Genomic DNA, 25154 nt, shown 5'->3' with positions numbered 1-25154 from the left:
TATAGGCCGCTCATCGGTCAAGCGCCAGTGAGACGGGCACCCCAGGCGGCTTTATTCGCGACACGCCCCTGCCACCAGACCAGCGCCGGCACCGCAAGCAGTTCGACACAGAGCCCGGCGAGGTGCCCCAGCGATGGCGCGCCGACCAGAATCAGCGAGACAAGCCGTGCCAGGCCGCCAGTAAAAGTGCAGGCGGCAAGCAGCCGGAACCGCTCCGTCTTTACCTCGATACGGGGAATACAGCTGTACCAGCCAATACCGACAGCCAGGAAAAATCCGGACAGGAAGCGGAAATGGCTGTCGAGATCGACCGGCCATGGAGCGATTACGTGAAGAAACGCCGGGCCGGAAAGAATACCTTCGATGCCCACCAGAACCGGGGTTGCCGCCAGCACCGCGACAACGATCTGCAGTGCCGTCCTGCCTGATATCTTTTCGTTCATGCTGCCGCCCTTCGGCCTGCCAAGCGGCCTTGCCCTAGCAACGGATATTTCCGTCCCGGGTTTCAAGCCCATTCGTCGCAGCCGGCGCGCCCTTGCACAGCTTGGCCGGCGTCCTTACGGTCGCGATAAAGAACCGAGGAGCGAGAATGCGTTTCGAAGGCACGGCGGACTATGTCGCCGACAAGGATCTGATGGTGGCGGTCAACGCGGCGATCGCGCTGGAGCGGCCACTGCTGGTCAAGGGCGAGCCCGGCACCGGCAAGACCGAGCTTGCCCGCCAAGTGGCATCAGCCCTTGGCCTCGACCTCATCGAATGGCACGTCAAGTCGACGACACGGGCGCAACAGGGCCTCTACGAATATGATGCCGTCTCGCGGCTGCGCGACAGCCAGCTCGGTGATGCCAGGTTCAACGACATCAAGAACTACATCAAGCGCGGCAAGCTCTGGGAGGCATTCGCGGCGGGCAAGAAAGTCGTGCTGTTGATCGACGAGATCGACAAGGCCGACATCGAATTCCCCAACGACCTGCTGCAGGAACTCGATCGGATGGAGTTCTTCGTCTACGAGACCGGCGAGACCATCCGCGCCGCCGTCCGCCCCATTGTCATCATCACCTCCAACAACGAGAAGGAGTTGCCCGACGCCTTCCTGCGCCGCTGCTTCTTCCACTACATCCGCTTTCCCGATGTCGAGACACTGCACAAGATTGTCGACGTCCACTATCCCGGCATCAAGCAGAATTTGGTGCGGGCAGCACTCACCCAGTTCTACGAGATCCGCGAGGTACCCGGACTGAAGAAGAAGCCGTCGACCTCCGAGGCGCTCGACTGGATCCGCCTGCTGGTCGCCGACGACATCGCGCCGGAAGATCTGCGCGCCGACCCGAAGAACGCGCTGCCCAAGCTGCACGGCGCCCTGTTGAAGAACGAGCAAGACGTGCATCTGTTCGAGCGGCTCGCCTTCATGGCGCGGCGGCAGGGGTGAAGATCAAGCGAAGCTCTCGCTACGCGCAGGCCTCGGCCGCTCACTCGGCGGCAGCAAGCCCTCTCTGCTTCGGTGCGACGGTCTTCGGTCCGAAGATGACGAAACCGATGACCGACAGGGCAAGAACGCCGATCCCGCAATAGAGCATGACCCAGCCGAAGCCATTGACCAGGGCGGCATGCACAATGGCGCCGGACGGGTCGAGGGTTGCGAGCTTCGGCGTCTCCCGTGCGAGGCCATCGAGATTTCCGGTGGCGATCCTTTCTGCCAACGCGCGCACTTCGCCGGGGTCGAGAGCGGGGCCAAATGCATTGCGGAGGTAGGAAACAATCCCCTGCGTCAGCAACAGGCCGAGCACCGCGATGTTGATGGCGAGCGTGATCAGGCGCGCACTGATGTCGATGCCGGAGGCCATGCCGGCGCGATCCGGCGACACCGCACCGGTCGTGGTGTTGGTGGTCGGCGAATTGGTGAGGCCAATGCCGATGCCGGCGATGAGCGCGCCCGGCAGCATGGTCAACCAGCTCGCACCCTCGAGCCCGGACCCAATCCACATGGCGATAAAACCGATCCCCAGAGTGAACAAGCCGAGCGGGATCGCAATCCGCGCCTGATAGCGCGCACGAATGCGTTCGGCGATCGGCGGCATCACCATGAAGGGCAGCGTGTAGACCAAGAGCAGCAGGCCGGTCGTGGTGCTGTCGTAGCCGAGCACGCCGGAAAAATAGATCGGCAGATAGATGATGAATGGCCAGTAGCTGAAATTCATGCCGACCGCGCCCATGATCGCGCCCGAAAACTGACGGATGCGGAAGACGGAGAAATCGAACATCGGATAGGGATTGACCCTCTCTGCGATAAGGAGCGCGATGAAAGCCGCAACCGATGCGACAATCACGCCAATGCGGGCGCCGGCCCCGAGATCAGCGCCTTGCGTGATCAGATAGGAGAAGCCGAACACCGCCGACGAAAGCGTCAGGATGCCGGCCCGATCGAGCTTCTGGGCGTTTTGATCGCGTGATTCCGTGACTCCGGTGGCGATGAAGACCAGTGCAAGGATCGCCAGTGGAACATGGATGAGGAACACCCACTGCCAGCTTGAGAGCGCGACGATCAGTCCGCCAATGGCAGGACCGAAACCGAGCCCGATCCCGGAGACGACGCTCCAGGCGACGAAGGCCTTGCCGCGCGCCTTTCCGTCCTGGAACTGGTGCGACAGCACGGCCACGCTGCAGGTCAGCATCGCGCCTCCCGCAAGGCCTTGCAGAAAGCGGGCCGCGATCAGCAGCGGCGCACTCGTTGCCAGACCGCACATTAGCGAGGCGAGGCCGAAGGCGACGGTGGTGATCACCATCACGCTCTTGCGGCCGAAACGGTCGGCCAATGTCCCCGTTGCCATCAGCACCGTCGTGCAGGCAATGGTGTAAGCATTCATGATCCACTGCAAATCCTTGAAATTGGCGGCGAGCACGATTTCCAGCTTTGGCAGGATCACCGGCACACTGGAGATTTCGAGGCCAAACAGCAGCGACGCTAGGCAAACGCCGGTCAGCGCGATGGTGTTGCGTTCAATTTGAAACGGCATGTCAGTCACTTTCTGTCGAAACAGGGAGAGGCGGCGCTCTTCAAACCGCGATGAGGCTGACATAGATGAGCCTTGACCATGAAAACAGGCTATGGTTGGCTATATCAGAAATGACAAATTGGCATGGTTCCTAAGGAAGGCCTGGAATGACCACCCTTGATGTCGACGCCGTGCGCACCTTCGTGATGGTGGCCGATCTGCAGAGCTTCACCCGCGCCGCCGAAGCACTTGGCAGCACCCAAGCCACGATCAGCGTCAAGCTGCGACGGCTCGAGGAAAAGCTCGGCGCGCGGCTGATCGAACGCACGCCGCGCCGCGTCAACCTGTCGGCGAAGGGCGCCGTTTTCCTGCCTTCCGCGCGAGACTTCCTTGCCGCGCATGAGCGAGCCATGGCCGAGTTTGCCGAAGCGCCTTGCCGGCTCGCGCTCGGCTTTGTCGATCATGTCGCCGGCCCGGAGCTTTCCGTTCTGATCGCCCAGCTCCACGCGCACGATCCATCGCTCACGCTCAGTCTGAGGATCGACACCTCAACCATTCTGAAAGAAGCGTTCGATCGCGGCGAACTCGATGCGATCATCGTGCACCGCGAGGGTGACAGCCGTCCGGGCCGGACCTTGTCGCGCAATCATTATGGCTGGTTCGCGACGCCTTCCTTCGAATGGCAGCGCGGAACGCCGCTGCGCCTCGCTCTACTGAGCACCATATGCAGCTGTCCGGATCGTGTGCGGGCGGTCGAGACGCTGGATAAGGCCGGCATCGCCTGGGAGGAGGCATTTGTGGGCGGCGGCGGCGCGGCCGTCAACATTGCGGTGTCGGCGGGCTTTGCCGTTTCGGCGCTGGCCCACCGCGTCGTTCCTCCCGGCCTGGTCGAGATCGGCCGCAAGCTCGGCCTGCCGCCCCTTGACCCTTCCGAAGTGGTGCTGCATGCGCATACACTGGCGCCGCGAGCGCGCGAAGCGCTGCAGGTGCTGGCCACCGCATTTCGCGAGTACAATTCGGCTGCGGTTTAGGCGAAGCTGTGTCCGGCCTGATTCCGTCCGGATCAGGCTTTGGAGGAACCGCAATGACCGAGATCACCGTCCGCCCCCTGGTGCAGGCCGACCACGCCGACTGGCGACGGCTGTGGACCGACTACCTCACCTTCTACGAAACCAAGCTTCCGGAAGAGGTCTACGCCATCACCTGGAAGCGGCTGTTCACGCCAGGTGAGTTCGAGCCCAAGGGTTTTATCGCCACGCTCGACGGCAAGGCGGTCGGCCTCACCCACTACCTCTATCACCGCTCCGGCTGGTCGGAGAAGAACAACTGCTATCTGCAGGATCTGTTCGCCGACCCGGATGTGCGCGGCAAGGGCATCGGTGCGGCCCTGATCAAGGCAGTAAAGGAAGAGGCGGCAAAAATCGGTGTCAAGAACGTCTACTGGATGACGCACGAGACCAACACCACGGCGCGCAAGCTCTACGACCATGTCGCGCGCAGGACTGGCTTCATCGAGTATGATTTGCTGTAGATAGAAAATGTTCATCCCCTTCTTCCTCGAACTGAAGGCAGCGCGTGTTCCCGTTTCGCTGCGGGAATATCTGTCGCTGCTGGAGGGGCTGGAGGCCGGGCTGGTCGACTACGACGTCGAGGGTTTTTATTACCTTGCCCGCGCCGCCTTGGTGAAGGACGAGCGCCATATCGACCGCTTCGACCAGGTGTTTGCGCACGTCTTCAAGGGCATCGAGGCGCTGGGCGGACCGGATGCGGTTGACGTCGCCAACATTCCGGAAGAATGGCTGCGCCGCCTCGCCGAAAAGCACCTGACCGACGAGGAGAAAAAGCTGGTCGAGGCGCTCGGCGGCTTCGAGAAGCTGATGGAGACGCTGAAGCAGCGGCTCGAGGAGCAGAAGGGCCGTCACCAGGGTGGCTCGAAATGGATCGGCACCGGCGGCACCTCGCCCTTCGGCGCCTATGGCTACAATCCCGAAGGCGTGCGCATTGGCCAGCACGAAAGCCGTAACCGCCGCGCGGTGAAGGTCTGGGACAAGCGCGAGTTCCGCAATTTCGACGATGCCGTCGAACTCGGCACCCGCAACATCAAGATCGCGCTGAAGCGGCTGCGCCGTTGGGTCCGCGAGGGCGCGGAGGAAGAATTCGACCTGCCCGGCACCATCCACGCCACCGCCGAGCATGGCTACCTCGACGTGCAGACGCGGCCTGAGCGGCGCAATGCCGTAAAACTGTTGATGTTCTTCGATGTCGGCGGCTCGATGGACGACCACATCAAGAGCGTCGAGGAGCTGTTCTCGGCCGCGCGCGCCGAATTCCGCCAGCTCGAATATTTCTATTTCCACAACTGCCTCTACGAGGGCGTGTGGAAGGACAACCGACGCCGGCATGCCGAGGTGATCCCGACCTTCGATCTCCTCCACAAATACGGCCCGGACTACAAGGTCATCGTCGTCGGTGACGCCTCGATGAGCCCCTACGAGATCGCGCACCCCGGCGGCTCGGTCGAGCACTGGAATCCGGAGGCAGGCAGTGTCTGGCTTGGTCGCCTGCTGCAGCAATGGCCGAACGCGGTATGGCTGAACCCTGAAACAGAAAAGAACTGGGGTTACACCCATTCCATCGCCATGATCCGCGACATCTTCGGCGGCCGCATGTTCCCGCTGACGCTCGCCGGGTTGGAAGCCGCGACGAAGCAGCTTTCGAGGAAACATTGATCTTGCAGAGGGCGCGCCGCTGGGCGAACCTGTAACAAATGCCTATGTTGGTGCGAATATCCGGTTGCAATCAACAACGAGCCGCCAAGGCTGAGGAGATCAAATGGACACCCACACCTACCCCGTGACCCGCACCGACGCCGAATGGCGCGCCCGGCTGACGCCGGAGCAATATGCGGTCATGCGCAATCATGGCACCGAACGGCCGGGAAGCTGCGCCCTTCTCTACGAGAAGCGCGCCGGCACATTTTCCTGCGTCGGCTGCGACCAGCCGCTGTTTGAATCCAAGCTGAAGTTCGAGAGCGGCACCGGCTGGCCGAGCTTCAATGACCCGGTGCCCGGTTCGGTCGAGAACACCGTCGACCGCAGCTATGGCATGGTCCGTACCGAATGCCATTGTGCCCGCTGCGGCAGCCATCTCGGCCATGTCTTCGAGGACGGCCCGCCGCCGACCGGCCTGCGCTATTGCATCAACGGCGTGGCGCTGAAATTCGAGCCGGCGGCCTGATCGGCATCTCATGGCTTTCTGCAAAGGGCGGCTTCGGCCGCCCTTTTTCGTATGCGAGCCTCAGACAACCACCGTTGCGATCAGCCAAAGCGCGGAACCCAGCATTACCAACGAAGCCTTGGCACCGGCCGATTTTTCAGCCGTGCGCCAGACCGCCGAGGTCAGGAAGATGTTGTAAGGCACCGGTGCGAAATGCACCGCCAGAACCAGCCAGAGCGGCAGCTTCAGGCCGAGCAGGACAAGCGCCAGCGCTGATGAGGCCATGCTGATCATGGTGCCGACGAGCAGCATGTCGCGCCAGAACAATCGATTGAGCGATACTTGGCCAAGCCAACGCGAGCGGAAGAAATCCGCAGACATCGCCGCTCTACTCCTGTCCAAGCACTTCGGTGACGGCGCGCTCGACACGCGAGCATTCCGTCACCAGCCAGTCGGTCATGGCAGGCCAATTGTCCTCGGCGTAGCAGTTGACCCGCCACATCGAATTGATGCCGAGGCCCTCGCAGCTTTGTTCCGGCCTGAGCTTCAGCCGGTCCTCGATCGCCGGCTGGAACGGCTTCAACCGCGACCAGCTTTGCGTGGCGCCGAACTTCTCGTTGCGGCCGAAGAAGACGCCGACATGGTTCTGGGCCGGCGCGACATACATCGAAAGGACCAGGGCGAAGTCGGGCAGCCCGCGCTGCCAGAACCAGGGTCCGCGCCTCACCAGCCGACCTTTTTCTTCCGGGTGCCGCTCAGCGAACAACGTCCAGAAGCCGCGATGGCGGAATTCCGAGGCGCGGCGGCCGCCAAAGTCGAACTCACTCATGACCGCCTCGGGAAGTCATGAGAGGCTTGGCCTCAGACCATGCCGAGCGCGGCCATGTACAGATCGAGGATGGCGTCCTCTTCCTGGCGCTCGGCCTGGTCCTTCTTGCGCAGCCGAATGATGGTGCGGATCGCCTTGGTGTCGAAGCCGGTGCCCTTGGCCTCGGCGAACACTTCCTTGATGTCGTCGGCGATCGTCTTCTTTTCTTCCTCGAGCCGCTCGATGCGCTCGATGAGGGCACGCAGTTGGCCGGCGGCAACAGTCTGGCTGGTATCGATGATATCGTCGGCCATGTTTTTCTCCAAGAATTGGTTCCGTGCCGCGACTCGGGAAAACAGGCCGCAGCAAATTCAGCGGTTCGATGCCCGACCGGGGGCAGCGGGTCAAGCCGTTATCGACGGTCGAACCAACGCTGCCGCCATGATGCAGACAGCCATCCCGTGGAAAGGTGTCGACTAACCGAAGGCGATCAACAGATCCTTCGCGTCGATCTGATCGCCGGCCTTGACCAGCACTTCGGCGACGGTGCCGTCGCGCTCGGCATGCAACGCCGTTTCCATCTTCATCGCTTCGATGGAAAGCAGCACGTCGCCAGCCTTCACCGCCTGGCCGGCAGCGACCGAAAGGGCGGAGACCACACCCGGCATCGGCGCGCCGACATGCGCCTCATTGCCAGGCTCGGCCTTGCGGCGCGCCTTGGCGGCGGACGCGCCATGCGCCCGGTCGGGCACCTTGACACGCCGCGGCTGGCCGTTGAGCTCGAAGAACACGGTGACCATGCCCTTGTCGTCGACATCGCCGATGGCGAGGCAACGCACCACCAGTGTCTTGCCCTTCTCGATGTCGACGAAGATCTCATCTTCGGACTTCATGCCGTAGAAATAGGTCGGCGTCGGCAGAACGCTGACCGGGCCGTAAGTCTCTTGCGCGCCGGCGAAGTCGGTAAACACCTTCGGATACATCAGCCACGAGGCGAATTCGTACTCACTGAGCTTGCGATCCAGCTTCTCCTCGATCTCCTTGCGGCTGGCCGCGAGATCGGCGGGCTGCAGCAGCGAGCCGGGCCGCGCCGTAATCGGCTTGTCGCCCTTCAGCGCCTTCTTCTGCAGCGCTTCTGGCCAACCGCCAGGCGACTGGCCAAGATCGCCGCGCAGCATCGACACGACCGAGTCCGGGAAGGCAATATCCTTGTTGGGATTCTCGACATCGGCGACGGTCAGGTCCTGGCTGACCATCATCAGCGCCATGTCGCCGACGACCTTGGATGACGGCGTCACCTTGACGATGTCGCCGAACATCAAATTGACGTCGTGATAGGTCTGCGCCACCTCGTGCCAGCGCGTCTCCAGCCCGAGCGAGCGCGCCTGCTCCTTGAGGTTGGTGAACTGACCGCCCGGCATTTCGTGCAGATAGACTTCCGAGGCCGGCCCCTTGAGGTCGCTTTCGAAAGCGGCGTACTGGTTGCGCACCGCCTCCCAGTAGAACGAGATTTTGCGGATCCATTGCGGATCGAGGCCGGGGTCGCGTTCGGTGCCCTTCAGCGCCTCGACGATCGAGCCCAGGCAAGGCTGCGAGGTGTTGCCGGAGAAGGCGTCCATTGCCGCGTCGATGGCATCGACGCCGCTCTCCACCGCTGCCAGCACGGTCGCCGCCGACAGGCCTGACGTGTCGTGGGTGTGGAAATGGATCGGCAGGTCGGTCGCCTCGCGCAGCGCCTTGAACAGCACGCGCGCCGCAGCCGGCTTCAAGAGCCCGGCCATGTCCTTGACGGCGATGATGTGGGCGCCGGCGGCCTGCAATTCACCGGCCAGGCCGACATAATATTTCAGGTCGTATTTGGCCCGCGCCGGATCGAGAATGTCGCCTGTGTAGCAGATTGCCGCCTCACACAGCTTGCCCTCGGCGCCGACCGCGTCCATGGCGACGCGCATGTTCTCGACCCAGTTCAGGCAGTCGAAGACGCGGAACAGGTCGATGCCGCCGGCAGCAGCCTGCTTGACGAAATGCTGCACGACATTGTCGGGATAGTTGGTGTAGCCGACACCGTTGGCACCGCGCAAAAGCATCTGCAGCAACAGGTTGGGCGCTGCCTCGCGCACCAGCGACAGCCGCTCCCACGGGTCCTCGGTGAGGAAGCGCATGGCGACGTCAAAAGTGGCGCCGCCCCAGCATTCCAATGACAACAGCTGCGGCAAGGCACGCGCATAGGTGCCGGCAATGCCGGCAATGTCATGCGTGCGCACGCGCGTCGCCACCAGCGACTGGTGACCGTCGCGCATCGTTGTGTCGGTGACCAGGACTTCCTTTTGCTCGCGCATCCAGGCGGCGAATTTCTCCGGGCCGAGCACGTCCAGCTTCTGCTTGCGGCCCGCAGGCACATTGCCGTTGAGGTAGGGCACGACGGGTGCGGCCGCATCGGCCTTTGGTGTCGGCCGGCCGCGCGTTTCAGGATGGCCGTTGACCGAAACGTCAGCGAGATAGTTGATGAGCTTGGTGGCGCGGTCCTGGCGCTTGACCTGCTGGAACAGCTCCGGCGTCGTGTCGATGAACCTGGTCGTGTAGGAATTGTCGGCGAAGCTCGGGTGGTTGATGATCGCTTCGAGAAAGGTCAGGTTGGTGGCGACGCCGCGGATGCGGAACTCGCGCAGCGCGCGGTTCATGCGCGCGATCGTCTCGGCCGGCGTCGGCGCCCACGCCGTCACCTTCTCCAGCAGCGGATCGTAGAAGCGGGTGATGACGGCGCCGGAATAGGCGGTGCCGCCGTCGAGGCGAATACCGAAGCCGGTGGCGCCGCGATAGGCGGTGATGCGGCCATAATCCGGAATGAAGTTGTGCTCGGGATCCTCGGTGGTGATGCGGCACTGCAAGGCATGGCCGTTCAGCCTGATGTCGCTTTGCGCCGGCACGCCCGATTCCGGCGTGCCGATGGCGAAGCCGTCAAGGATGTGGATCTGCGCCTTGACGATATCGATGCCGGTCACCTGCTCGGTGACGGTGTGCTCGACCTGGATGCGCGGATTGACCTCGATGAAATAGAATTTGCCGCTGTCGGCATCCTGCAGGAATTCGACCGTGCCGGCGCCGATATAATTGGTTTCGCGAGCAAGCTTCAGCGCGTAGCCGCAAAGCTCCTCGCGCTGCGACATCTGCAGGTATGGCGCCGGCGCCCGCTCGACGACCTTCTGGTTGCGGCGCTGGATCGAGCAGTCGCGCTCGAACAAATGCACGGCATTGCCATGCGTGTCGCCAAGCACCTGTACCTCGACATGGCGGGCACGCTCGATCAGCTTTTCGAGATAGACCTCGTCCTTGCCGAAGGCGGCCTTCGCCTCGCGCTTGCCTTCCATCACTTCGCGGGCAAGGTCGGCCTCGGCGCGGATGGCGCGCATGCCGCGCCCACCACCGCCCCACGACGCCTTCAGCATCACCGGATAGCCGATCTCCTTGGCCAGTTTCTTGACCGCCTCCATATCGTCCGGCAACGGATCGGTGGCGGGAATGACAGGCACGCCAACCTCGATGGCGAGGTTGCGCGCGGCAACCTTGTTGCCGAGCCGGCGCATCGTGTCCGGCTTCGGACCGATGAAGGTGATGCCCGCTTGCGCGCAGGCCTCGGCGAATTCGGGGCTTTCGGACAAAAGCCCGTAGCCCGGGTGGATGGCATCGGCGCCCGAAAGCCTGGCGACGCGGATCACTTCCTCGATCGACAGATAACTCTCGATCGGCCCCATGTCCTTGGTCAGATGCGGGCCGCGTCCGACCTGGTAGCTTTCGTCGGCCTTGAAGCGGTGCAGCGAATATTTGTCTTCCTCGGCCCAGATCGCCACGGTTTTGAGACCCAGCTCGTTGGCCGCGCGAAAGACGCGGATGGCGATTTCGGACCGGTTGGCGACGAGGATCTTCGTGATGGCCAAGGACTGGGCTCCAGCAACGGAAGGAACGGGAAATCGGTGCAATGATTAGCGTGAAAATGCTGCAGTGCAAACAAAATCAGCGTTGATTTAAACCGATTTAAATCAATTATCCGGCCAACACTCGCACGCATCCGTTCGGACGGACGCAACAAGGACGACAATTTCGATCCTGGATGCGATCTGGCCCGGTTGAGAAGAGCCCGCAAGAAAGCTCTTCAGTCGCCGGAACGTACCAAAGAAAATGCCCGGCGCAACGCGCCGGGCATCATGGATCTCAGACCTGTCTGAGTGGCTTATTTCGGGAACCAGGAATACTTGCCGTCGTCCTTCTTCTTCCACTCGTACATGATGTAGCCCGGCAGCTTCGGATCGCCCTTGGCGTCATAGGCGAGATCGCCCAGGACGGTCGGGAACGGACCGCTTTCATGCATCGCCTTGGCAACAGCCTGCGGGTCGTTCGTCTTGGCGGCAGCAGCCGCCTCGGCAACCACCTGCACGGCGGCATAGGCGTAGAGCGTGTAGGCTTCCGGCTCGAAGCCCTGCGCACGGAACTTCTCGACGAGTTCCTTGTTGGCCGGGATCAGGCGCGGATCGGGTCCGAACGTGTTGAGCGTACCGGCGACGGCGTCGCCCGCGATCGCGGCAAGCTCGTCCGTCACGATGCCGTCACCCGACATCATCGTTGCCTTGAGGCCCTGGTCCGCCGACTGGCGAATGATCAGGCCGGCTTCGGTGTGCAGGCCACCCCAGTAGATCAGGGTGACGCCGGCTTCCTTCATCTTGGCGATCAGCGCCGAGAAGTCCTTGTCGCCGACATTGATGCCTTCATACATCACTTCCTTGACGCCGGCGGCATTCATCGCCTTCTTGGTTTCGTCGGCAAGGCCCTGGCCATAAGGGGTCTTGTCGTGCACGACGGCGACCTTGGCATCCTTGAAATTCGCGGCGATATAGGCGCCGGCGATGCTGCCCTGCTGATCGTCGCGTCCGCAGGTGCGGAACACGTTCCACAAGCCACGCTCGGTGAACTTCGGGTTGGTTGCGGCCGGCGTGATTTCGACGATGTTGTTTTCAGCGTAGACTTCCGAGGCCGGGATCGACACGCCCGAGTTGAAGTGGCCGATCACGAACTTGACGCCGTCGCCGACGAACTTGTTGGCGACCGAGATGCCCTGCTTCGGATCGGAGACGTCGTCGCCGATTTCGAGCTTGATCTGCTCGCCATTGATGCCGCCCTTGGCATTGATCGCCGCGACAGCCGCCTCGGCACCTTTCTGCAGCTGTGCGCCGAAGGCCGCGTTCGGGCCGGTGATCGGACCGGCGACGGCGAACAGGACATCAGCCCACGCGTTGCCGCTGAACGCGACAAGCGCGGTCAGGGCCACGGCGGACAAAAGTGACTTTTTCATTTAAACGCTCCCATTAACGGAGTGGGCGTGGATGAAGCTTTCATGCGATGCCCACCCTTATCGCAGAAGGCATAGTTTGCCGATTTTCAGGCCCTTGTCACGCCGATTCATCCCTGAAGCGGCGTTAATGATGAACGTCAACCTTTCGGTTTCCAGCTCAAGACTGAAGCTCTTTCGTAGAGCCAATTATACTGTGTGACCATCTGGTTGGTTCGTGTGTATTGATAGCCGACGAAGCCAAGTATCATCAGCACGATGGTGTCGACGATATAGTAGTGCAGCGAAAACATCGTGCCGTCGAACAGCGCGTGATGGATGAAGCGGATGCCGATCCCAAGGCCGAGCACATAGACGAACAACTGCGGAAAGCTGCGCCATGTCTGGGCGCTGGCCTTGCCGGTCATCCATGCCGCCCAGCCGCCGAGCAGGCAGGTGACGAAGAAGAACTGCCAAATCGACGGTTCCTCGTAGAGAATGCCTTGCATGGGAAGTCTCCTGAACTCAGTGATGTCCGCCTTCGAGATAGGCGGCACGCACTTCGGGATTGGCGAGCAGTTCCTTGCCGGTGCCGCTCATCGTCACATTGCCGTTGACCATGACATAGCCGCGCGTGGCGAGCTTCAGCGCGCCGAAGGCGTTCTGCTCGACCAGGAACACGGTCAGCCCCTGCGTGCGGTTCAACTCGCGGATGGCGTCGAAGATCTGCTTGACGATCAGCGGCGCCAGGCCCAGTGACGGCTCGTCGAGCAGAAGCAGTTTCGGCCGCGCCATCAGCGCGCGCCCGATAGACAGCATCTGCTGCTCTCCGCCCGACAGCGTGCCGCCGCGCTGGCCGATGCGCTCCTTCAGCCGCGGGAACAGCGTGAACACCTTCTCGACGTCCTCGTCATAGTGCTTGAGGTTGTCGAGGCTGGCGCCCATCTGCAGGTTTTCCATCACCGTCATGCGCGGGAAGATACGGCGACCTTCCGGCGATTGGGCGATGCGCAGGCGCGCGATCTCGTGCGTCGGCAATTGGGTGATATCGGTGCCGGCGAAGGTGATGGTGCCGGTGCGGGCGCGTGGAGCCCCGAAAATGGTCATCATCAGCGTCGATTTGCCGGCGCCATTGGCGCCGATCAGTGCGACGATCTCACCCTCATTGACGGAGACATCGACCCCGTTCAGCGCCCGGATGTTGCCGTAGTAGGTCTGCACACCCTTGATATCGAGCAGTGTTGTCCCGGCCATCACTTGCTCCCTCCGCGCTTGCCCGCCGCGGGTTTGACAGCGGCAGTCTTTGCGGCAGCATGGCTGGTCGCCACCTTGCCCGCATCGACGCGGCGCGAGAATTCCGTATCTTTGCCATGGCCGAGCAGTTTGGCCTGCTTGACCCATTCCTCACGCGCAATGCGTCCGTCAAAGGCGAGATAGGCCTCGGCCGCCTCGACGTCGGCCTTCTTCCAGGCGCCGATCTGGTCGAAGTGGAAGATGCCGTGTTCGTTGAGCTTCTTCTCGTTGACCGTACCGATGCCCTTGATGCGGGTCAGATTGTCGGCCTTGCCGCCACGCGGGGCAGCGAGGCGGTTCGAAATGCCTTCGGCTTTCGCGACGGGCGTCTTGGCGGCCGTTTTCCTTGGTGCTGTTTTCCCCGCGCCCGCCTTCGCGGCTGGCTTGGCCGGAGTCGGCGGCACGACAGGCTTGCTCGCCACGCTGGCGGCGCGGGCGTCGACCTGAGCCGCCTTCGAGGCGCCCTTCGACACGGTCACACGCTCGCCGGTGCTGTGCCCGACGGTATCGCTCACCGGCCCGGCAAGATATGACGACGATGTCCCCGGGCCATGCGCGGAGTCAGGGCCCGTATCAAGCTGTTCGATGACATCCTCGTCGCCGACCTCGGTCAGAACGGTCTCGACCTCATCGTCGTCGACGCCGAGATAGGCGGCGATGACGCGCGGATCGGTGCGCACCGACTGCGGACTGCCGTCGGAGATCTTGCGGCCATATTCGAGCACCACGACATGGTCGGAAATCTGCATGACCACCGACATGTCATGCTCGATCAGCAGGATCGAGGTGCCCGACGTGTTCTTGATGTCGATCAGCAGTTCGTTGAGCGCCGCCGATTCCTTCGGATTGAGGCCGGCCGCCGGCTCGTCGAGACACAGAAGCTCCGGACCGGTGCACATGGCACGCGCGATCTCGAGGCGCCGCTGCGCGCCATAGGGCAGGTCGCCGGCCGGGTCGTCGGCACGGTCGACAAGATCGGCCTTCTCCAGCCAGTGCTTGGCAAGCTCCACCGATTCGGCCGAGGCCTTGCGGTAACCGCTGAAGCCGAACAGGCCCAGGATCGTATAGCCCGATGCCTTCATCAGCTTGTTGTGTTGGGCAACCAGCAGGTTCTCCAGCAGCGTCATGCCCGAGAACAGGCGGATGTTCTGGAAGGTACGCGCCACCTTGGCGCGCGCCGGAATCTCATGATTGGGCAGACGTTCGAGCAGGTAAGAAGAGCCGTCGGCGCGGTTGAGCGTGATCATGCCTTCCGACGGCTTGTAGAAACCGGTGATGCAGTTGAACACGGTCGTCTTGCCGGCGCCGTTGGGTCCGATCAGCGCCGTGATCTCGCCGCGCTTGGCGGTGAAGGACAGGTCGCCGATGGCGACAAGGCCGCCGAACTTCATCGACAGGTGATCGACCTGCAGGATAGCGCCGTTCATTGGTGTGCTCGCGTTCATCAGCCGTGGCCCTCCTTGGTGAAGGAACCGGAGACAGCCCTTCGCTCCTTGAGGAAGGCGGTTGGTTCGCGACTGCCGACGAAGCCACGCGGCTTCCACAGCATGACGATGACCATGGCCATGCCGAACAGAAGCATGCGGTAGAGTTCCGGGGTGAAATCGTCCCCGAATATCTGCTTGAGGAAATCGAGTTCGCGCAGCGCCTCGGTGCCACCGATCATCACCATCGCGGCAACCGCGATGCCGACCAGCGAGCCCATGCCGCCGAGAACGACGATGGCAAGGATGATGGCCGATTCCAGGAAGACGAAGGATTCGGGGCTGACGAAGCCTTGCCGCGCGGCGAAGAAAGAGCCGGCAAAGCCGCCGAACATGGCACCGGTGGCAAAGGCCGTCAGCTTGGTCGTCGTCGTATTGATGCCAAGCGAGCGGCAGGCGATTTCGTCCTCGCGCAGCGCTTCCCATGCGCGGCCGACCGGCAAACGGCGCAGCCTGACGGTGACGAAGGCGGTGAGCAGGCACAGGCCCAGGATCAGATAGTAGAGGAAAATCTTGTAGTAGGCGCCTGACTGGGCGATGTGCAGCACCTTGGCGATATAGTTCGGGTCCGACACGTTGAACGACATCAGGCCGAAGAAGCTGACTTTGGGAATGCCGGAAATGCCGGCCGACCCGTTGGTGACCTCGCGCCAGTTGATCAGCACCAGCCGGATGATCTCGCCGAAAGCCAGCGTCACGATCGCCAGATAGTCGCCACGCAGGCGCAGCACGGGGAAGCCGAGCAGCACGCCCCACAGGGCAGCCATGGCGCCAGCGGCCGGCAACAGGATCCAGAACGACAGGCCGAACTGCGTGGCGAGAAGCGCATACGCATAGGCGCCAAGTGCATAGAAGGCGACGTAGCCGAGATCGAGCAGGCCAGCGAGGCCGACGACGATGTTCAGGCCCCAGGCCAGCATCACATAGATCAGGATCTGGATGCCGAAATTATCGACCCATTTCAGCGAGCCCTGCATCCCGCCGGTGATCGACCAGGCATTCAGCGACAGCACCGCGACCACCAGGATGGGGTACAGCACCAACGCTGTAATGCCCAATTTGGTGAAGTTGGTATGGATGAAGGCACGAAAATAGTAGATCACGCTGGCCAGCACATAGATGACCGCCAGCGCGCGCAGGAACTGCAGGTAGCCGGCCGCTTCTGCTCCCACCCATCCGGCGAGAGAGCTATTGACCGCGAACAGCAACACCGCGGCGACGGCTGCCGCGATGAACCACGGCAACTGGAAGAACCGTGACGCCACGCTGGCCGGCAACAGGCCGGTGGCAACGTTGGTTATCTTCTGGCTGGCCATGAAGGGCTGGCCATAGGCGATATAGAGGAAGCGGCCGACGGCGGTGGCAATCACCACGGCCGCGAGCAGGCCCCAGCGTGTCGTCACGACCAGTTCATTGCGCATGTTCTGACCGGTCTTCAGGCCGATGAACAGCACGAACAGGCCAAGCGAGATGGCGCCGGCATAGAACGCTTCCTTGAGGGCGCGTTGGACAGGGGTGGCGACGGTGTCGCGTTCGGGAGATACGGTGACGGCCATGGTCTCAGACCTTTTCGACTTCTGGCCGGCCCAGAATGCCGGAAGGCAGGAAGATCAGCACGATTGCCAGGATCGAGAACGCCGCGACGTCCTTGTAGTCGATCGAGAAATACGCCGACCACATGCTCTCGATGAAGCCGATCAACAGCCCGCCGAGCACGGCACCTGGCAGTGAGCCGATGCCGCCGAGCACCGCCGCCGTGAAGGCTTTCACACCAGGTGTGAAGCCGTCGGAGAAGGCAACGACGCCGTAATACATCAGGAACAGCGTGCCGGCGACGGCGGCAAGGGCGGCGCCCATGATGAAGGTGATCGAGATGGTGCGATCGACATCGATGCCCAGCAGCGCCGCCATCTTACGGTCCTGTTCGCAGGCGCGCTGGGCGCGGCCAAGCGAGGTCTTGTTGACCAGGTACCAGAACAGCGCCAGCAGCAGCGCGGTGACAATGACGATGATGATCTGCTTCAGCGACACGCTGACGCCGTCGATGTTGTAGACCTGCGATACCATCGGCGGGATCGGCTTGTTGCGCGGGCCCTGCGTCACCTGGACGAAATTCGACAGTGCGATCGACATGCCGATGGCGGTGATCAGCGGCGCCAGCCGGAACGAACCGCGCAGCGGCCGGTAGGCCACCTTCTCGATCGTCCAGTTGTAGAGGCTGGTCAGCAGCATCGCCACGATCATCATGACCAGCAGCGCTATGACCACGGGCACCGAATAAAACAGCGACGTGAGGATCAGGAAAACGATCAGCGCCGCGAAGGCGCCCACCATGAAGATATCGCCATGGGCGAAATTGATCATGCCGATGATGCCGTAGACCATCGTGTAGCCGATCGCGATCAGCCCATAGATCGATCCCAGCGTCAGCCCGTTGATAAGCTGCTGGACAAAATACTGCATGTGTACATGGCTCCCCTGGAATGTCGCCCATGCAGACGCATTCCTTTTCGTATTTCCCCTAGTCGTAAAGTTTCGAGCCCGGATTGCAACGTGATTTTTTGATCGCCCTGCGTGTTTCCGATGCACGCCTTTCCGATCGCCCGTTTTTTGTACCCGACCCCTGGACTATCGCGGACCCTATCATTGGCATAACGCAATGTCTTTGATGATTCAGACACATAATGCGCTTCGTTTCGAAGAAACCACCGTCAAAATTAGGTGATGAGAAGAATCGTTGCGTTCCTGACACGGTTCACTTTTTCGCCACACTCCTTTCCGTTGGGTCAGGATTCCTCCTGCCTGACCTCAAAGCCGTGTGTGAACGACTGGCTGGCCTCGACGGCGATGGTGTTCAATGCAGCTGCGCTTGTCTGGCTGCCAATCGAGGGACAATTGCCCTATTCCGGATCAGTACGCTGATCCGCCATTCTCACTCAGCGCATGCCGTTCCGTGCCCTGCAGCGGCGGATTGAAGACACTGACCAGGATCATATCGCTTGCAGCATCGGCACGCAGAAAGTGTTCGTCATGCTCGTTAAGCACATAAATCGTGCCCGGCTCGATACGATGCACTTCACCTGACATGTCTTCGACCTCGCCGGCGCCGGCGATGCAGTAGCACGCCTCGAAATGCCGCCGATACTGGAGGCGTGATTCGCTGCCGGCACGCACGACGGTGTGGCAGACGGTGAAGCCCATGCCGTCCTGCTGGGTCAGCAGGCGGTGGCTGGTGCCATTGCCCCAATTCACGAAGAAGTCAGATTTTTCTACATCAGCTAATTGTCTGGTGAACATGTTTTCTTCCCTGCAGGTCGTCCCAGCCAGGAATGGCAACAGGGCCAGTGGAATGGATGCAGGATTGCCGCAGTGGAGCCGGACATTCAAATGATTGCTTCTCACCCGACATGTTAGTAAATTTTACAGATGGACTATACCCCGTTGAATGCCATCCGCGCTTTCGAAGCCGCCGCCCGTCGCTTGAGGTTTTCGGCGGCCGCCGAAGAACTTCACGTCACGCACCCGGCCATCAGCCATCAGATAAGGCGGCTGGAGGCGTGGCTGGGCGTGCCTCTGTTCCACAGGGACGCACGCAAGGTCCGGCTGACGGATGCCGGCGTGACCCTGCAGGCGTCCGCAAGCGGCGCCCTTGCCGAGCTTGGCGCCACGTGCCGGCGCATCCGCCGTAATGCGGCATCGGTGACAATTTCCGTAGGCTGCATACCGTCCATCGCCAGCCGCTGGCTCGTACCCCGCCTGCCGGATTTCACATCAAGCCATCCCGATATCGGCATGCGGGTCGCCTATGCCAAAGCCGAGGACAGGCTCGCAGATGATGAGAACGATGTGCTGATCACGCTCGGAGCCGATCCGACGCCTGCCGTCACCAGCCTGAAACTGTTTTCACGCCTGAACCGGCCAGTGTGCAGTCCGCATTATCTGGCCGGCAAGGAGCATCTGCGAACCCCTTCGGGGATCGCCGCCGCGGACCTGTTGCATGACGAGAACCGGCAGGGCTGGAGCGAGTGGTTTTCCGAAGCCGGCGTGCCCAACGTCGATGTCGGCAACGGTCCCGTCTTCGCCGACTTCAACATACTCGCAACGGCGGTCATCGCCGGCCATGGCGTGGCGCTTTGTCCGGTCGACGTTTTTCGCGACGAGTTGAAGCGCGGCGACCTGGTGGTTCTATCCGATGTCTCGACCAACCGCGACAAGAGCTACTTCCTGACGATGTCAGTGGATGCTTCGCCCGCCGCGCACACCTTCGCCGACTGGTTTCGCCGTGAGGTCTCAGTCGATGCTGATGATCAGCGGTCTGCCTCTATCACTTGACGACAAAGCCATGCGCGAACGGATCACGGTCGTCAATGAAGATCGTGTTCAATCCGGTCATCCGCGCCCAGCCGCCGATCGAGGGAATGATCGCCGGCTTGCCCGCGACAGCAACCTCCTTTTCGACCTTGCCCTTGAACAGCGAACCGATGATCGATTCGTGCACGAAGGCGTCGCCGGCCTTGAGCTTGCCCTTGGCATGAAGCTGCGCCATGCGCGCCGAAGTGCCGGTGCCGCACGGTGAACGGTCGATCGCCTTGTCGCCGTAGAAGACGGCATTGCGGGCGTCGGCCCCTTCCACCGTCGGCTTGCCGGTCCACAGCATGTGCGACAGCCGGTTGATGTCCGGATTTTCCGGATGCACGAAACTGTATTTCTCGTTGAGTCGCTGCCGCACCACCGGGCTCCAGGCGATGAGGTCGCCGGCGGAATAATCCGCCATATCGCGAAAATTCGCCTGCGGCTCGACGATGGCGTAGAAATTGCCGCCATAGGCGACATCGACGGTGATCTCGCCAAGCTGCGGGCAGTCGACCGTCAGCCCCTCGGCATAGAGGAAGGACGGGACATTGGTGATGCGCACCTCCTCGACATAGTCGCCGACCTGCTTGTACTCGGCGATGACCAGGCCGGCCGGCGTGTCGAGCCTGAGCACGCCCGGCGTCTTCGGCTTGATCAGCCCGTGCTCGATGGCCATCGTCACGGTGCCGATGGTGCCATGGCCGCACATCGGCAGGCAACCGGATGTTTCGATGAACAGGATGGCGATGTCGCAATCCTCGCGCGTTGGCGGGTAGAGGATCGAGCCGGACATGACGTCGTGACCGCGCGGCTCGAACATCAGCCCGGTGCGGATCCAGTCATATTCGGCGAGGAAGTGCGCGCGCCGCTCCATCATCGTCGAGCCCTGCAGCAGCGGCCCGCCGCCGGCAACCAGCCGCACCGGATTGCCGCAAGTGTGGCCGTCGATGCAGAAGAAGGATTTCTTGGCCATGTCGTTCCTCGAAAGATTCAAAACCGCGATGAACTCAAAAACGTTGTGGGTTGAAAGGGGTCAGATCAACAGACGGAGTCTGCCCCAGGACGATTTCCCGGATCAACCGCCCTGTCGCCGCCGCCTGGGTGAGGCCGAGATGGCCGTGGCCGAACGCATAGACTACCGATTGGCTTCCCGGCGCCTTGCCGATAACGGGCACCGAATCCGGCAGCGAGGGCCGGAACCCCATCCATTCGCGCCCGCCTGAGGGATTGAGCCCCGGCAGGAATTTCTGCGCCTTCTGTAGCAGCGCTTTCGACCTGTTGAAATTGGGCGGCCGCTCGATGCCGCCGAGTTCCACGGCGCCGCCGACGCGCAGGCCCGTCTCGAGCGGCGTGATGACGAAGCCATGGCCGGAAAAGATCAGCTGCCGCTGCACGTCGAAGGCGCCCTTCGGCAACGTCGTGTTGTAGCCGCGCTCGGTCTCCAGCGGGATGCGATCGCCGAGTTGCCTTGCCAGCAGATGCGACCAGGCGCCGGCGGCAACAATGAGCTGCCTCGCTTGTCTTGTCGTGCCGTCGGCCAGAGTCAGTGTCGCGCCGTCCGGGTTCGCCGCGACCCGATCGATCCGGGCCTTTTCGAAGCGGGCGCCCTTGGTCTCGGCGTAAGCCCATATAGCCTTGCCGAGCAGCTTTGGATCGGCAACCGTCTTCCACCCCGGCACGAAGGTGCCCTTGATGAAGCGCGGCGACAGTCCCGGCTGCAAATTCGCCAGGTCCTTACCCTCGGCATGACGGAAGCCAATGCCGAAACGCTCCCGCGCGGACCAGCCGGGCAGCGAGGCTCGGAATTCGGCTTCGCTTTCGTAGAGTTCGAGCGAGCCGTCCTCGCGCAGCATCGGTCGGGTGCCGGAGCGATCGAGGAGGCCCATCCACTCGGCTTCGGCAAGCTTCATCATGCCGGCCTGGACTGCGAGGCTCGCCTCGTATTTTGCCGGCGCCCCGGCCCGCCAGAAGCGGATCAGCCAGGGCAGCAGCTTCGGCAGGTAAGCGGGCGGAATGCTGAGCGGGCCAAGCGGATCGGCCAGCCATTTCGGCAGATTCTTGATCATGCCCTTATGCGCCAGCGGCAATACATCGGAAAAGGCAAAGGCCGCGGCGTTACCTGAGCTCGTCTCCTCGCAGATGCCGGTGCGGTCGAAGATTGTTACGCTGAGCCCCACCTCGGCAAGGAAGGCAGCAGCACAAATGCCTATGATGCCACCACCGACGATGGCGATTTCCTCACCGTCTCCCCGTTCACGTGGAGAAAGTGCCCGAAGGGCGGATGAGGGGCGGCGTCCCCCTTCGGTCGACTTGGAATTTCCTGTCACGTCGGCGCTGCCCCTCATCTGGCTGCCGCCATCTTCTCCCCGTGAACGGGGAGAAGAGAGCTCTCAGAACTGCGGCAAGGTCGGCCGCACCGCCAGCGCGTCCTTGATGATCTTTTCAACCGCCTTGCGGCGCTCGCCCGACAGCGGCTGGCGCGGCATGCGCACGCGGTCATTTGTGTTGATCGCGAACACTTCGGCAAGCTTGATGTTTTGGACCAGATAGGTCGAGACATCGAGATCGAGCAGCGGGCGGAACCAGCGGTAGATGGCGAGTGCCTCCTCGCGGCGGCCCTGCTTCATCAGCTGATAGATGGCGACGGTCTCGCGTGGGAAGGCGGTGACCAGACCGGCCACCCAGCCGATGGCGCCGACCGACAGCGCCTCGAAGGCCAGATTGTCGACGCCGGTGAACAGATCGTAGCGGTCGCCGAGGCGATTGATGATCTCGGTCGAGCGCCTGATGTCGTCGGAGGATTCCTTGATGGCAACGAAGCGCTTGTCCGACGCCAGCTCTTCCATCTGGTCGACGCTCACGTCGACGCGGTAGGCAAGCCGGTTGGAGTAGATCATGACCGGCAGGTCACCGGCCTGCGCAACGGCACGGAGCGCCGCCACCGTCTCTTCCGCATTGGTGTGGTAGATCGGGCTTGGCACCACCATCAGGCCGTTGGCGCCCTCCTTGGCGGCGCGCTTGGCGATGCTGGCGGCCTCGCGGGTGCCGGCCTCGTTGACCGTCAGCAGCACCGGCTTCTTGCCAGCGACTTTCTGTGCGGTCTTCAGCACCTCGATCTTCTCGTCAGGCGACAGCATCGGCCCTTCGCCGAGCGAGCCGCAGACGATGATGCCATCGCAGCCGGCTTCCATCTGCAAGGTGAAGCAGCGCTCCATCTCGGCATGGTCGAGCTGGTCGTCCGCGGTGAATTTGGTCGTGACGGCGGGGAAAACTCCGGTCCACATGATCATTGCTCCATCTGATATATCAGCCGTATATCTGTTAAGAAACCAGTTGTCAATACGGATTCCATTGTGATATATTTTAAATATATCAGGAGATCGCCTTTGATATCCATGGAAGCAAGTACGACGTCCGAGCCGGCAACGGCCAAGGCCTACCGCGTGCTCGAGAATATGATCGTCACTCTGGAACTGGCGCCGGCGAGCTTTGTCACCGAGGGCGCCCTCATCGAAAGGCTGGCGCTGGGGCGCACGCCGGTGCGCGAGGCGATCCAGCGTCTGGCCTGGGAAGGACTGCTCGACGTAAGGCCGCGTGCCGGCATAGCGATCGCGCCACTGCATCCGGGCGACTGGCTGCGCGTGCTCGACGCCCGCCGCGGTGTGGAAGTGGTGCTGGCCCGTTCGGCCGCGCGCTTCGTCACTCGCGAGGCCGCCGACCTGTTCCACGAAGCTGCCCTTGCCATGCAGAAGGCGGTCATATCAGGCAATGTGCTTGCCTTCATCCAGGCCGACAAGGCGCTCGACGAGGCGCTGGCGATGGCCGCCGACAACCCGTTCGCCGCCCGGCTGGCCGCCCCCTTGCAGACCCACAGCCGCCGCTTCTGGTTTCGCTACAAGGCGGACACAGGCCTCGCCGAGTCAGCCGAACATCACGTCGCGCTGATCCGCTCGATCCTCGACGGCGACGAGGAGGCCGCGGCCAAGGATGCCAAGCGGCTGATGGCGCTGCTGCGCGGCCATGCCGAGGTGGCTGCGACGCGATAAGCCAGAAAAGAAAAAGCGCGACTCTCGCCGCGCTCTTCTCAAGTCTCAATATGCATCCTGAAATCAGTTCATCGTCGGGATGACAAACTCCGCACCGTCCTTGATGCCGGACGGCCAGCGCGAGGTCACCGTCTTGGTCTTGGTGTAGAAGCGGAACGCATCCGGGCCGTGCTGGTTGAGGTCGCCGAAGGACGACGCTTTCCAGCCGCCGAACGTGTAGTAGGCGATCGGCACCGGGATCGGCACATTGATGCCGACCATGCCGACCTGGACACGGGAAGCAAAATCACGCGCGGCGTCGCCGTCACGGGTGAAGATCGCAACGCCATTGCCCATCTCATGGTCGTTGGCGAGCTGGATGGCGTTCTCATAGGTCGGCGCGCGCACCACCGAGAGCACGGGCCCAAAGATCTCTTCCTTGTAGATGCGCATGTCTGCGGTGACGTTGTCGAACAGGCAGCCGCCCATGTAGTAGCCGTTCTCATAGCCCTGCATCTTGAAGCCGCGGCCGTCGACGACCAGCTTGGCGCCTTCCTTGACGCCGGTGTCGACGTAACCCTTGATGCGCTCCAGCGCCTGCGCCGTCACGACAGGCCCGAAATCGGCCGACGAATCCGTCGACGGGCCGACCTTCAGGCTCTCGACGCGCGGGATCAGTTTTTCCATCAGCCGGTTGGCGGTGTCGTTGCCGACCGGAACAGCCACCGAGATCGCCATGCAGCGCTCGCCGGCCGAGCCATAGCCGGCACCGATCAGCGCGTCGACGGTCTGGTCCATGTCGGCGTCGGGCATGATGATCATGTGGTTCTTGGCGCCGCCGAAGCACTGCACGCGTTTGCCGGCCGCCGTGCCGCGCGAATAGATGTAGTGAGCGATCGGCGTCGAGCCGACAAAGCCGATTGCCTTGATGTCGGGATCGTCGAGGATGGCGTCGACCACGTCCTTGTCGCCATTGACGACATTGAGGATGCCCGCCGGCAGGCCTGCCTCAAGAAACAGTTCGGCGATGCGCAGCGGCACACCCGGATCCCGCTCCGAAGGCTTCAGGATAAAGGCATTGCCGCAGGCGATTGCCGGCGCGATCTTCCACAGCGGGATCATCGCCGGGAAGTTGAACGGCGTGATGCCGGCGACGACGCCAAGCGGCTGGCGCATCGAATAGACGTCGATGCCGGGACCGGCGCCATCGGTGAACTCGCCCTTCATCATGTGCGGCGCGCCGATGCAGACTTCGACCACTTCGAGGCCGCGCTGGATGTCGCCCTTGGCGTCGGCGATCGTCTTGCCATGCTCGCGCGCCAGGATATCGGCCAGTTCGTCATAGTCGCGGGCGACCAGTTCAAGGAATTTCATCAATACGCGCACGCGGCGCTGCGGGTTGGTGGCGGCCCATTTCGGCTGCGCCGCCTTGGCGTTCTCGACCGCCGCGCGCAGTTCCGCCTGCGAGGCCAGCGCCACCGTGCCGCGCACGGAGCCGTCCATCGGCTGCATGACATCCTGCTTGCGGCCGCTGGTGCCGGCGACATGCTTGCCGCCGATGAAATGACCGTATTCGATCATGATGTCTCTCCCTTTGTTTGTGATGCTGCATTCTCTGCCTTTGGTCGGCGGATGGCAACGCGAGGGAGAACGCAACCGTTG

General features: G+C 62.4%; 24 protein-coding genes. 7 read left to right on the top strand and 17 right to left on the bottom strand.

Annotated elements, in window-relative coordinates; all coding sequences use genetic code 11:
* Positions 1–17: 17 nt before the first annotated feature.
* A complete protein-coding gene (locus ACZYHG_RS09315) occupies positions 18–443 on the bottom strand; it encodes a DUF4345 domain-containing protein (protein WP_464613539.1) in 426 nt (141 codons plus the stop codon).
* Between the two features lie 146 nt (positions 444–589).
* Here ACZYHG_RS09315 and ACZYHG_RS09310 point away from each other — a divergent pair, with 146 nt between their 5' ends.
* The gene (locus ACZYHG_RS09310; RefSeq protein ID WP_464613538.1) at positions 590–1429 is read left to right on the top strand and encodes an AAA family ATPase; all 840 of its coding nucleotides are present in this window, start codon (positions 590–592) and stop codon (positions 1427–1429) included.
* A 40-nt stretch (positions 1430–1469) separates the two neighbouring features.
* On the opposite strand, the gene ACZYHG_RS09305 is transcribed toward ACZYHG_RS09310, so the two are convergent.
* Entirely contained in the window at positions 1470–3014 is a 1545-nt protein-coding gene (locus tag ACZYHG_RS09305) for an MFS transporter (RefSeq protein ID WP_464613537.1), read from the bottom strand.
* 146 nt (positions 3015–3160) lie between these two features.
* Between ACZYHG_RS09305 and ACZYHG_RS09300 the strand changes: the two genes are divergently transcribed.
* The 4 genes from ACZYHG_RS09300 to msrB all read left to right on the top strand — a co-directional run bounded on the left by ACZYHG_RS09300 (position 3161) and on the right by msrB (position 6230).
* Positions 3161–4024 carry a LysR family transcriptional regulator gene (locus tag ACZYHG_RS09300; RefSeq protein ID WP_464613536.1) on the top strand — a complete coding sequence of 288 codons (864 nt, stop codon included), beginning with the start codon at positions 3161–3163 and terminating at the stop codon, positions 4022–4024.
* Positions 4025–4077: 53 nt separating this feature from the next.
* A complete protein-coding gene (locus tag ACZYHG_RS09295) occupies positions 4078–4524 on the top strand; it encodes an N-acetyltransferase family protein (protein WP_464613535.1) in 447 nt (148 codons plus the stop codon).
* A 7-nt stretch (positions 4525–4531) separates the two neighbouring features.
* Positions 4532–5722, top strand: a complete 1191-nt coding sequence (locus ACZYHG_RS09290; protein WP_464613534.1) for a vWA domain-containing protein — start codon at positions 4532–4534, stop codon at positions 5720–5722.
* A gap of 103 nt (positions 5723–5825) precedes the next feature.
* Complete coding sequence (gene msrB / locus ACZYHG_RS09285; protein WP_027060360.1) at positions 5826–6230, top strand: peptide-methionine (R)-S-oxide reductase MsrB; 405 nt, start codon at positions 5826–5828, stop codon at positions 6228–6230.
* Between the two features lie 60 nt (positions 6231–6290).
* On the opposite strand, the gene ACZYHG_RS09280 is transcribed toward msrB, so the two are convergent.
* From ACZYHG_RS09280 to ACZYHG_RS09230, 11 genes are all read right to left on the bottom strand, one after another.
* Positions 6291–6590, bottom strand: coding sequence for a hypothetical protein (locus ACZYHG_RS09280; RefSeq protein ID WP_464613533.1), 300 nt, complete (start codon positions 6588–6590; stop codon positions 6291–6293).
* 7 nt (positions 6591–6597) lie between these two features.
* The gene (locus ACZYHG_RS09275; protein ID WP_464613532.1) at positions 6598–7038 is read right to left on the bottom strand and encodes a hypothetical protein; all 441 of its coding nucleotides are present in this window, start codon (positions 7036–7038) and stop codon (positions 6598–6600) included.
* Positions 7039–7070: 32 nt separating this feature from the next.
* Entirely contained in the window at positions 7071–7331 is a 261-nt protein-coding gene (locus tag ACZYHG_RS09270; protein WP_464613531.1) for a DUF2312 domain-containing protein, read from the bottom strand.
* A gap of 162 nt (positions 7332–7493) precedes the next feature.
* Positions 7494–10952: a pyruvate carboxylase gene (gene pyc, locus ACZYHG_RS09265; protein WP_464613530.1), complete on the bottom strand. Its 3459-nt coding sequence runs from the start codon at positions 10950–10952 to the stop codon at positions 7494–7496.
* A 293-nt stretch (positions 10953–11245) separates the two neighbouring features.
* Positions 11246–12361, bottom strand: a complete 1116-nt coding sequence (locus tag ACZYHG_RS09260) for a branched-chain amino acid ABC transporter substrate-binding protein (protein ID WP_464613529.1) — start codon at positions 12359–12361, stop codon at positions 11246–11248.
* 137 nt (positions 12362–12498) lie between these two features.
* Positions 12499–12846: a DUF6867 family protein gene (locus tag ACZYHG_RS09255; protein WP_464613528.1), complete on the bottom strand. Its 348-nt coding sequence runs from the start codon at positions 12844–12846 to the stop codon at positions 12499–12501.
* A gap of 16 nt (positions 12847–12862) precedes the next feature.
* Entirely contained in the window at positions 12863–13591 is a 729-nt protein-coding gene (locus ACZYHG_RS09250; protein WP_027031668.1) for an ABC transporter ATP-binding protein, read from the bottom strand.
* Complete coding sequence (locus tag ACZYHG_RS09245) at positions 13591–15075, bottom strand: ATP-binding cassette domain-containing protein (RefSeq protein WP_464613527.1); 1485 nt, start codon at positions 15073–15075, stop codon at positions 13591–13593. Before ACZYHG_RS09245 ends, ACZYHG_RS09250 begins: the two co-directional genes overlap by 1 nt.
* On the bottom strand, positions 15075–16670 hold the full coding sequence (gene livM, locus ACZYHG_RS09240; protein WP_464613526.1) for a high-affinity branched-chain amino acid ABC transporter permease LivM: 1596 nt from the start codon (positions 16668–16670) through the stop codon (positions 15075–15077). The genes ACZYHG_RS09245 and livM overlap by 1 nt, the downstream gene beginning before the upstream one ends.
* 4 nt (positions 16671–16674) lie before the next feature.
* Entirely contained in the window at positions 16675–17577 is a 903-nt protein-coding gene (locus tag ACZYHG_RS09235) for a branched-chain amino acid ABC transporter permease (RefSeq protein WP_027031671.1), read from the bottom strand.
* Positions 17578–18024: 447 nt separating this feature from the next.
* Complete coding sequence (locus ACZYHG_RS09230) at positions 18025–18411, bottom strand: ectoine synthase (RefSeq protein ID WP_027031672.1); 387 nt, start codon at positions 18409–18411, stop codon at positions 18025–18027.
* A gap of 129 nt (positions 18412–18540) precedes the next feature.
* Here ACZYHG_RS09230 and ACZYHG_RS09225 point away from each other — a divergent pair, with 129 nt between their 5' ends.
* A complete protein-coding gene (locus ACZYHG_RS09225) occupies positions 18541–19446 on the top strand; it encodes a LysR substrate-binding domain-containing protein (RefSeq protein WP_464613525.1) in 906 nt (301 codons plus the stop codon).
* On the opposite strand, the gene ACZYHG_RS09220 is transcribed toward ACZYHG_RS09225, so the two are convergent.
* From ACZYHG_RS09220 to ACZYHG_RS09210, 3 genes are read right to left on the bottom strand one after another with little or no spacing between them, the layout of a single operon-like run.
* Entirely contained in the window at positions 19439–20440 is a 1002-nt protein-coding gene (locus ACZYHG_RS09220) for a 4-hydroxyproline epimerase (RefSeq protein ID WP_464613524.1), read from the bottom strand. The two genes, ACZYHG_RS09225 and ACZYHG_RS09220, sit on opposite strands and share 8 nt — an antisense overlap.
* A 34-nt stretch (positions 20441–20474) precedes the next feature.
* Positions 20475–21812: an NAD(P)/FAD-dependent oxidoreductase gene (locus tag ACZYHG_RS09215; RefSeq protein ID WP_464613523.1), complete on the bottom strand. Its 1338-nt coding sequence runs from the start codon at positions 21810–21812 to the stop codon at positions 20475–20477.
* Positions 21813–21857: 45 nt separating this feature from the next.
* Positions 21858–22751, bottom strand: a complete 894-nt coding sequence (locus ACZYHG_RS09210) for a dihydrodipicolinate synthase family protein (protein WP_464613522.1) — start codon at positions 22749–22751, stop codon at positions 21858–21860.
* A 111-nt stretch (positions 22752–22862) separates the two neighbouring features.
* Here ACZYHG_RS09210 and ACZYHG_RS09205 point away from each other — a divergent pair, with 111 nt between their 5' ends.
* Complete coding sequence (locus ACZYHG_RS09205; RefSeq protein WP_464614650.1) at positions 22863–23513, top strand: GntR family transcriptional regulator; 651 nt, start codon at positions 22863–22865, stop codon at positions 23511–23513.
* Positions 23514–23576: 63 nt separating this feature from the next.
* Here the strand turns inward: ACZYHG_RS09205 and ACZYHG_RS09200 are convergent, their stop codons facing one another.
* Positions 23577–25073 (bottom strand): CoA-acylating methylmalonate-semialdehyde dehydrogenase, encoded by a 1497-nt coding sequence (locus tag ACZYHG_RS09200; protein WP_464613521.1) that lies wholly within the window; start codon positions 25071–25073, stop codon positions 23577–23579.
* Positions 25074–25154: the final 81 nt, after the last annotated feature.

This window comes from Mesorhizobium subarcticum (assembly GCF_055456085.1).
This window is presented reverse-complemented; position numbering and strand designations above follow the sequence as displayed.

Bases quoted from the DNA above. Each gene is read 5' to 3' on its own strand.
- ACZYHG_RS09200 (WP_464613521.1), bottom strand. From the start codon at position 25,073: ATGATCGAATACGGTCATTTCATCGGCGGCAAGCATGTCGCCGGCACC.
- ACZYHG_RS09230 (WP_027031672.1), bottom strand. From the start codon at position 18,411: ATGTTCACCAGACAATTAGCTGATGTAGAAAAATCTGACTTCTTCGTG.
- ACZYHG_RS09220 (WP_464613524.1), bottom strand. From the start codon at position 20,440: ATGGCCAAGAAATCCTTCTTCTGCATCGACGGCCACACTTGCGGCAAT.
- ACZYHG_RS09270 (WP_464613531.1), bottom strand. From the start codon at position 7,331: ATGGCCGACGATATCATCGATACCAGCCAGACTGTTGCCGCCGGCCAA.
- ACZYHG_RS09310 (WP_464613538.1), top strand. From the start codon at position 590: ATGCGTTTCGAAGGCACGGCGGACTATGTCGCCGACAAGGATCTGATG.
- msrB (WP_027060360.1), top strand. From the start codon at position 5,826: ATGGACACCCACACCTACCCCGTGACCCGCACCGACGCCGAATGGCGC.
- ACZYHG_RS09280 (WP_464613533.1), bottom strand. From the start codon at position 6,590: ATGTCTGCGGATTTCTTCCGCTCGCGTTGGCTTGGCCAAGTATCGCTC.
- ACZYHG_RS09275 (WP_464613532.1), bottom strand. From the start codon at position 7,038: ATGAGTGAGTTCGACTTTGGCGGCCGCCGCGCCTCGGAATTCCGCCAT.
- ACZYHG_RS09235 (WP_027031671.1), bottom strand. From the start codon at position 17,577: ATGCAGTATTTTGTCCAGCAGCTTATCAACGGGCTGACGCTGGGATCG.
- ACZYHG_RS09290 (WP_464613534.1), top strand. From the start codon at position 4,532: ATGTTCATCCCCTTCTTCCTCGAACTGAAGGCAGCGCGTGTTCCCGTT.
- livM (WP_464613526.1), bottom strand. From the start codon at position 16,670: ATGGCCGTCACCGTATCTCCCGAACGCGACACCGTCGCCACCCCTGTC.
- ACZYHG_RS09295 (WP_464613535.1), top strand. From the start codon at position 4,078: ATGACCGAGATCACCGTCCGCCCCCTGGTGCAGGCCGACCACGCCGAC.
- ACZYHG_RS09205 (WP_464614650.1), top strand. From the start codon at position 22,863: ATGGAAGCAAGTACGACGTCCGAGCCGGCAACGGCCAAGGCCTACCGC.
- ACZYHG_RS09315 (WP_464613539.1), bottom strand. From the start codon at position 443: ATGAACGAAAAGATATCAGGCAGGACGGCACTGCAGATCGTTGTCGCG.
- ACZYHG_RS09305 (WP_464613537.1), bottom strand. From the start codon at position 3,014: ATGCCGTTTCAAATTGAACGCAACACCATCGCGCTGACCGGCGTTTGC.
- ACZYHG_RS09225 (WP_464613525.1), top strand. From the start codon at position 18,541: ATGGACTATACCCCGTTGAATGCCATCCGCGCTTTCGAAGCCGCCGCC.
- ACZYHG_RS09250 (WP_027031668.1), bottom strand. From the start codon at position 13,591: ATGGCCGGGACAACACTGCTCGATATCAAGGGTGTGCAGACCTACTAC.
- ACZYHG_RS09300 (WP_464613536.1), top strand. From the start codon at position 3,161: ATGACCACCCTTGATGTCGACGCCGTGCGCACCTTCGTGATGGTGGCC.
- ACZYHG_RS09215 (WP_464613523.1), bottom strand. From the start codon at position 21,812: ATGAGGGGCAGCGCCGACGTGACAGGAAATTCCAAGTCGACCGAAGGG.
- ACZYHG_RS09260 (WP_464613529.1), bottom strand. From the start codon at position 12,361: ATGAAAAAGTCACTTTTGTCCGCCGTGGCCCTGACCGCGCTTGTCGCG.
- ACZYHG_RS09245 (WP_464613527.1), bottom strand. From the start codon at position 15,075: ATGAACGCGAGCACACCAATGAACGGCGCTATCCTGCAGGTCGATCAC.
- ACZYHG_RS09210 (WP_464613522.1), bottom strand. From the start codon at position 22,751: ATGTGGACCGGAGTTTTCCCCGCCGTCACGACCAAATTCACCGCGGAC.
- ACZYHG_RS09255 (WP_464613528.1), bottom strand. From the start codon at position 12,846: ATGCAAGGCATTCTCTACGAGGAACCGTCGATTTGGCAGTTCTTCTTC.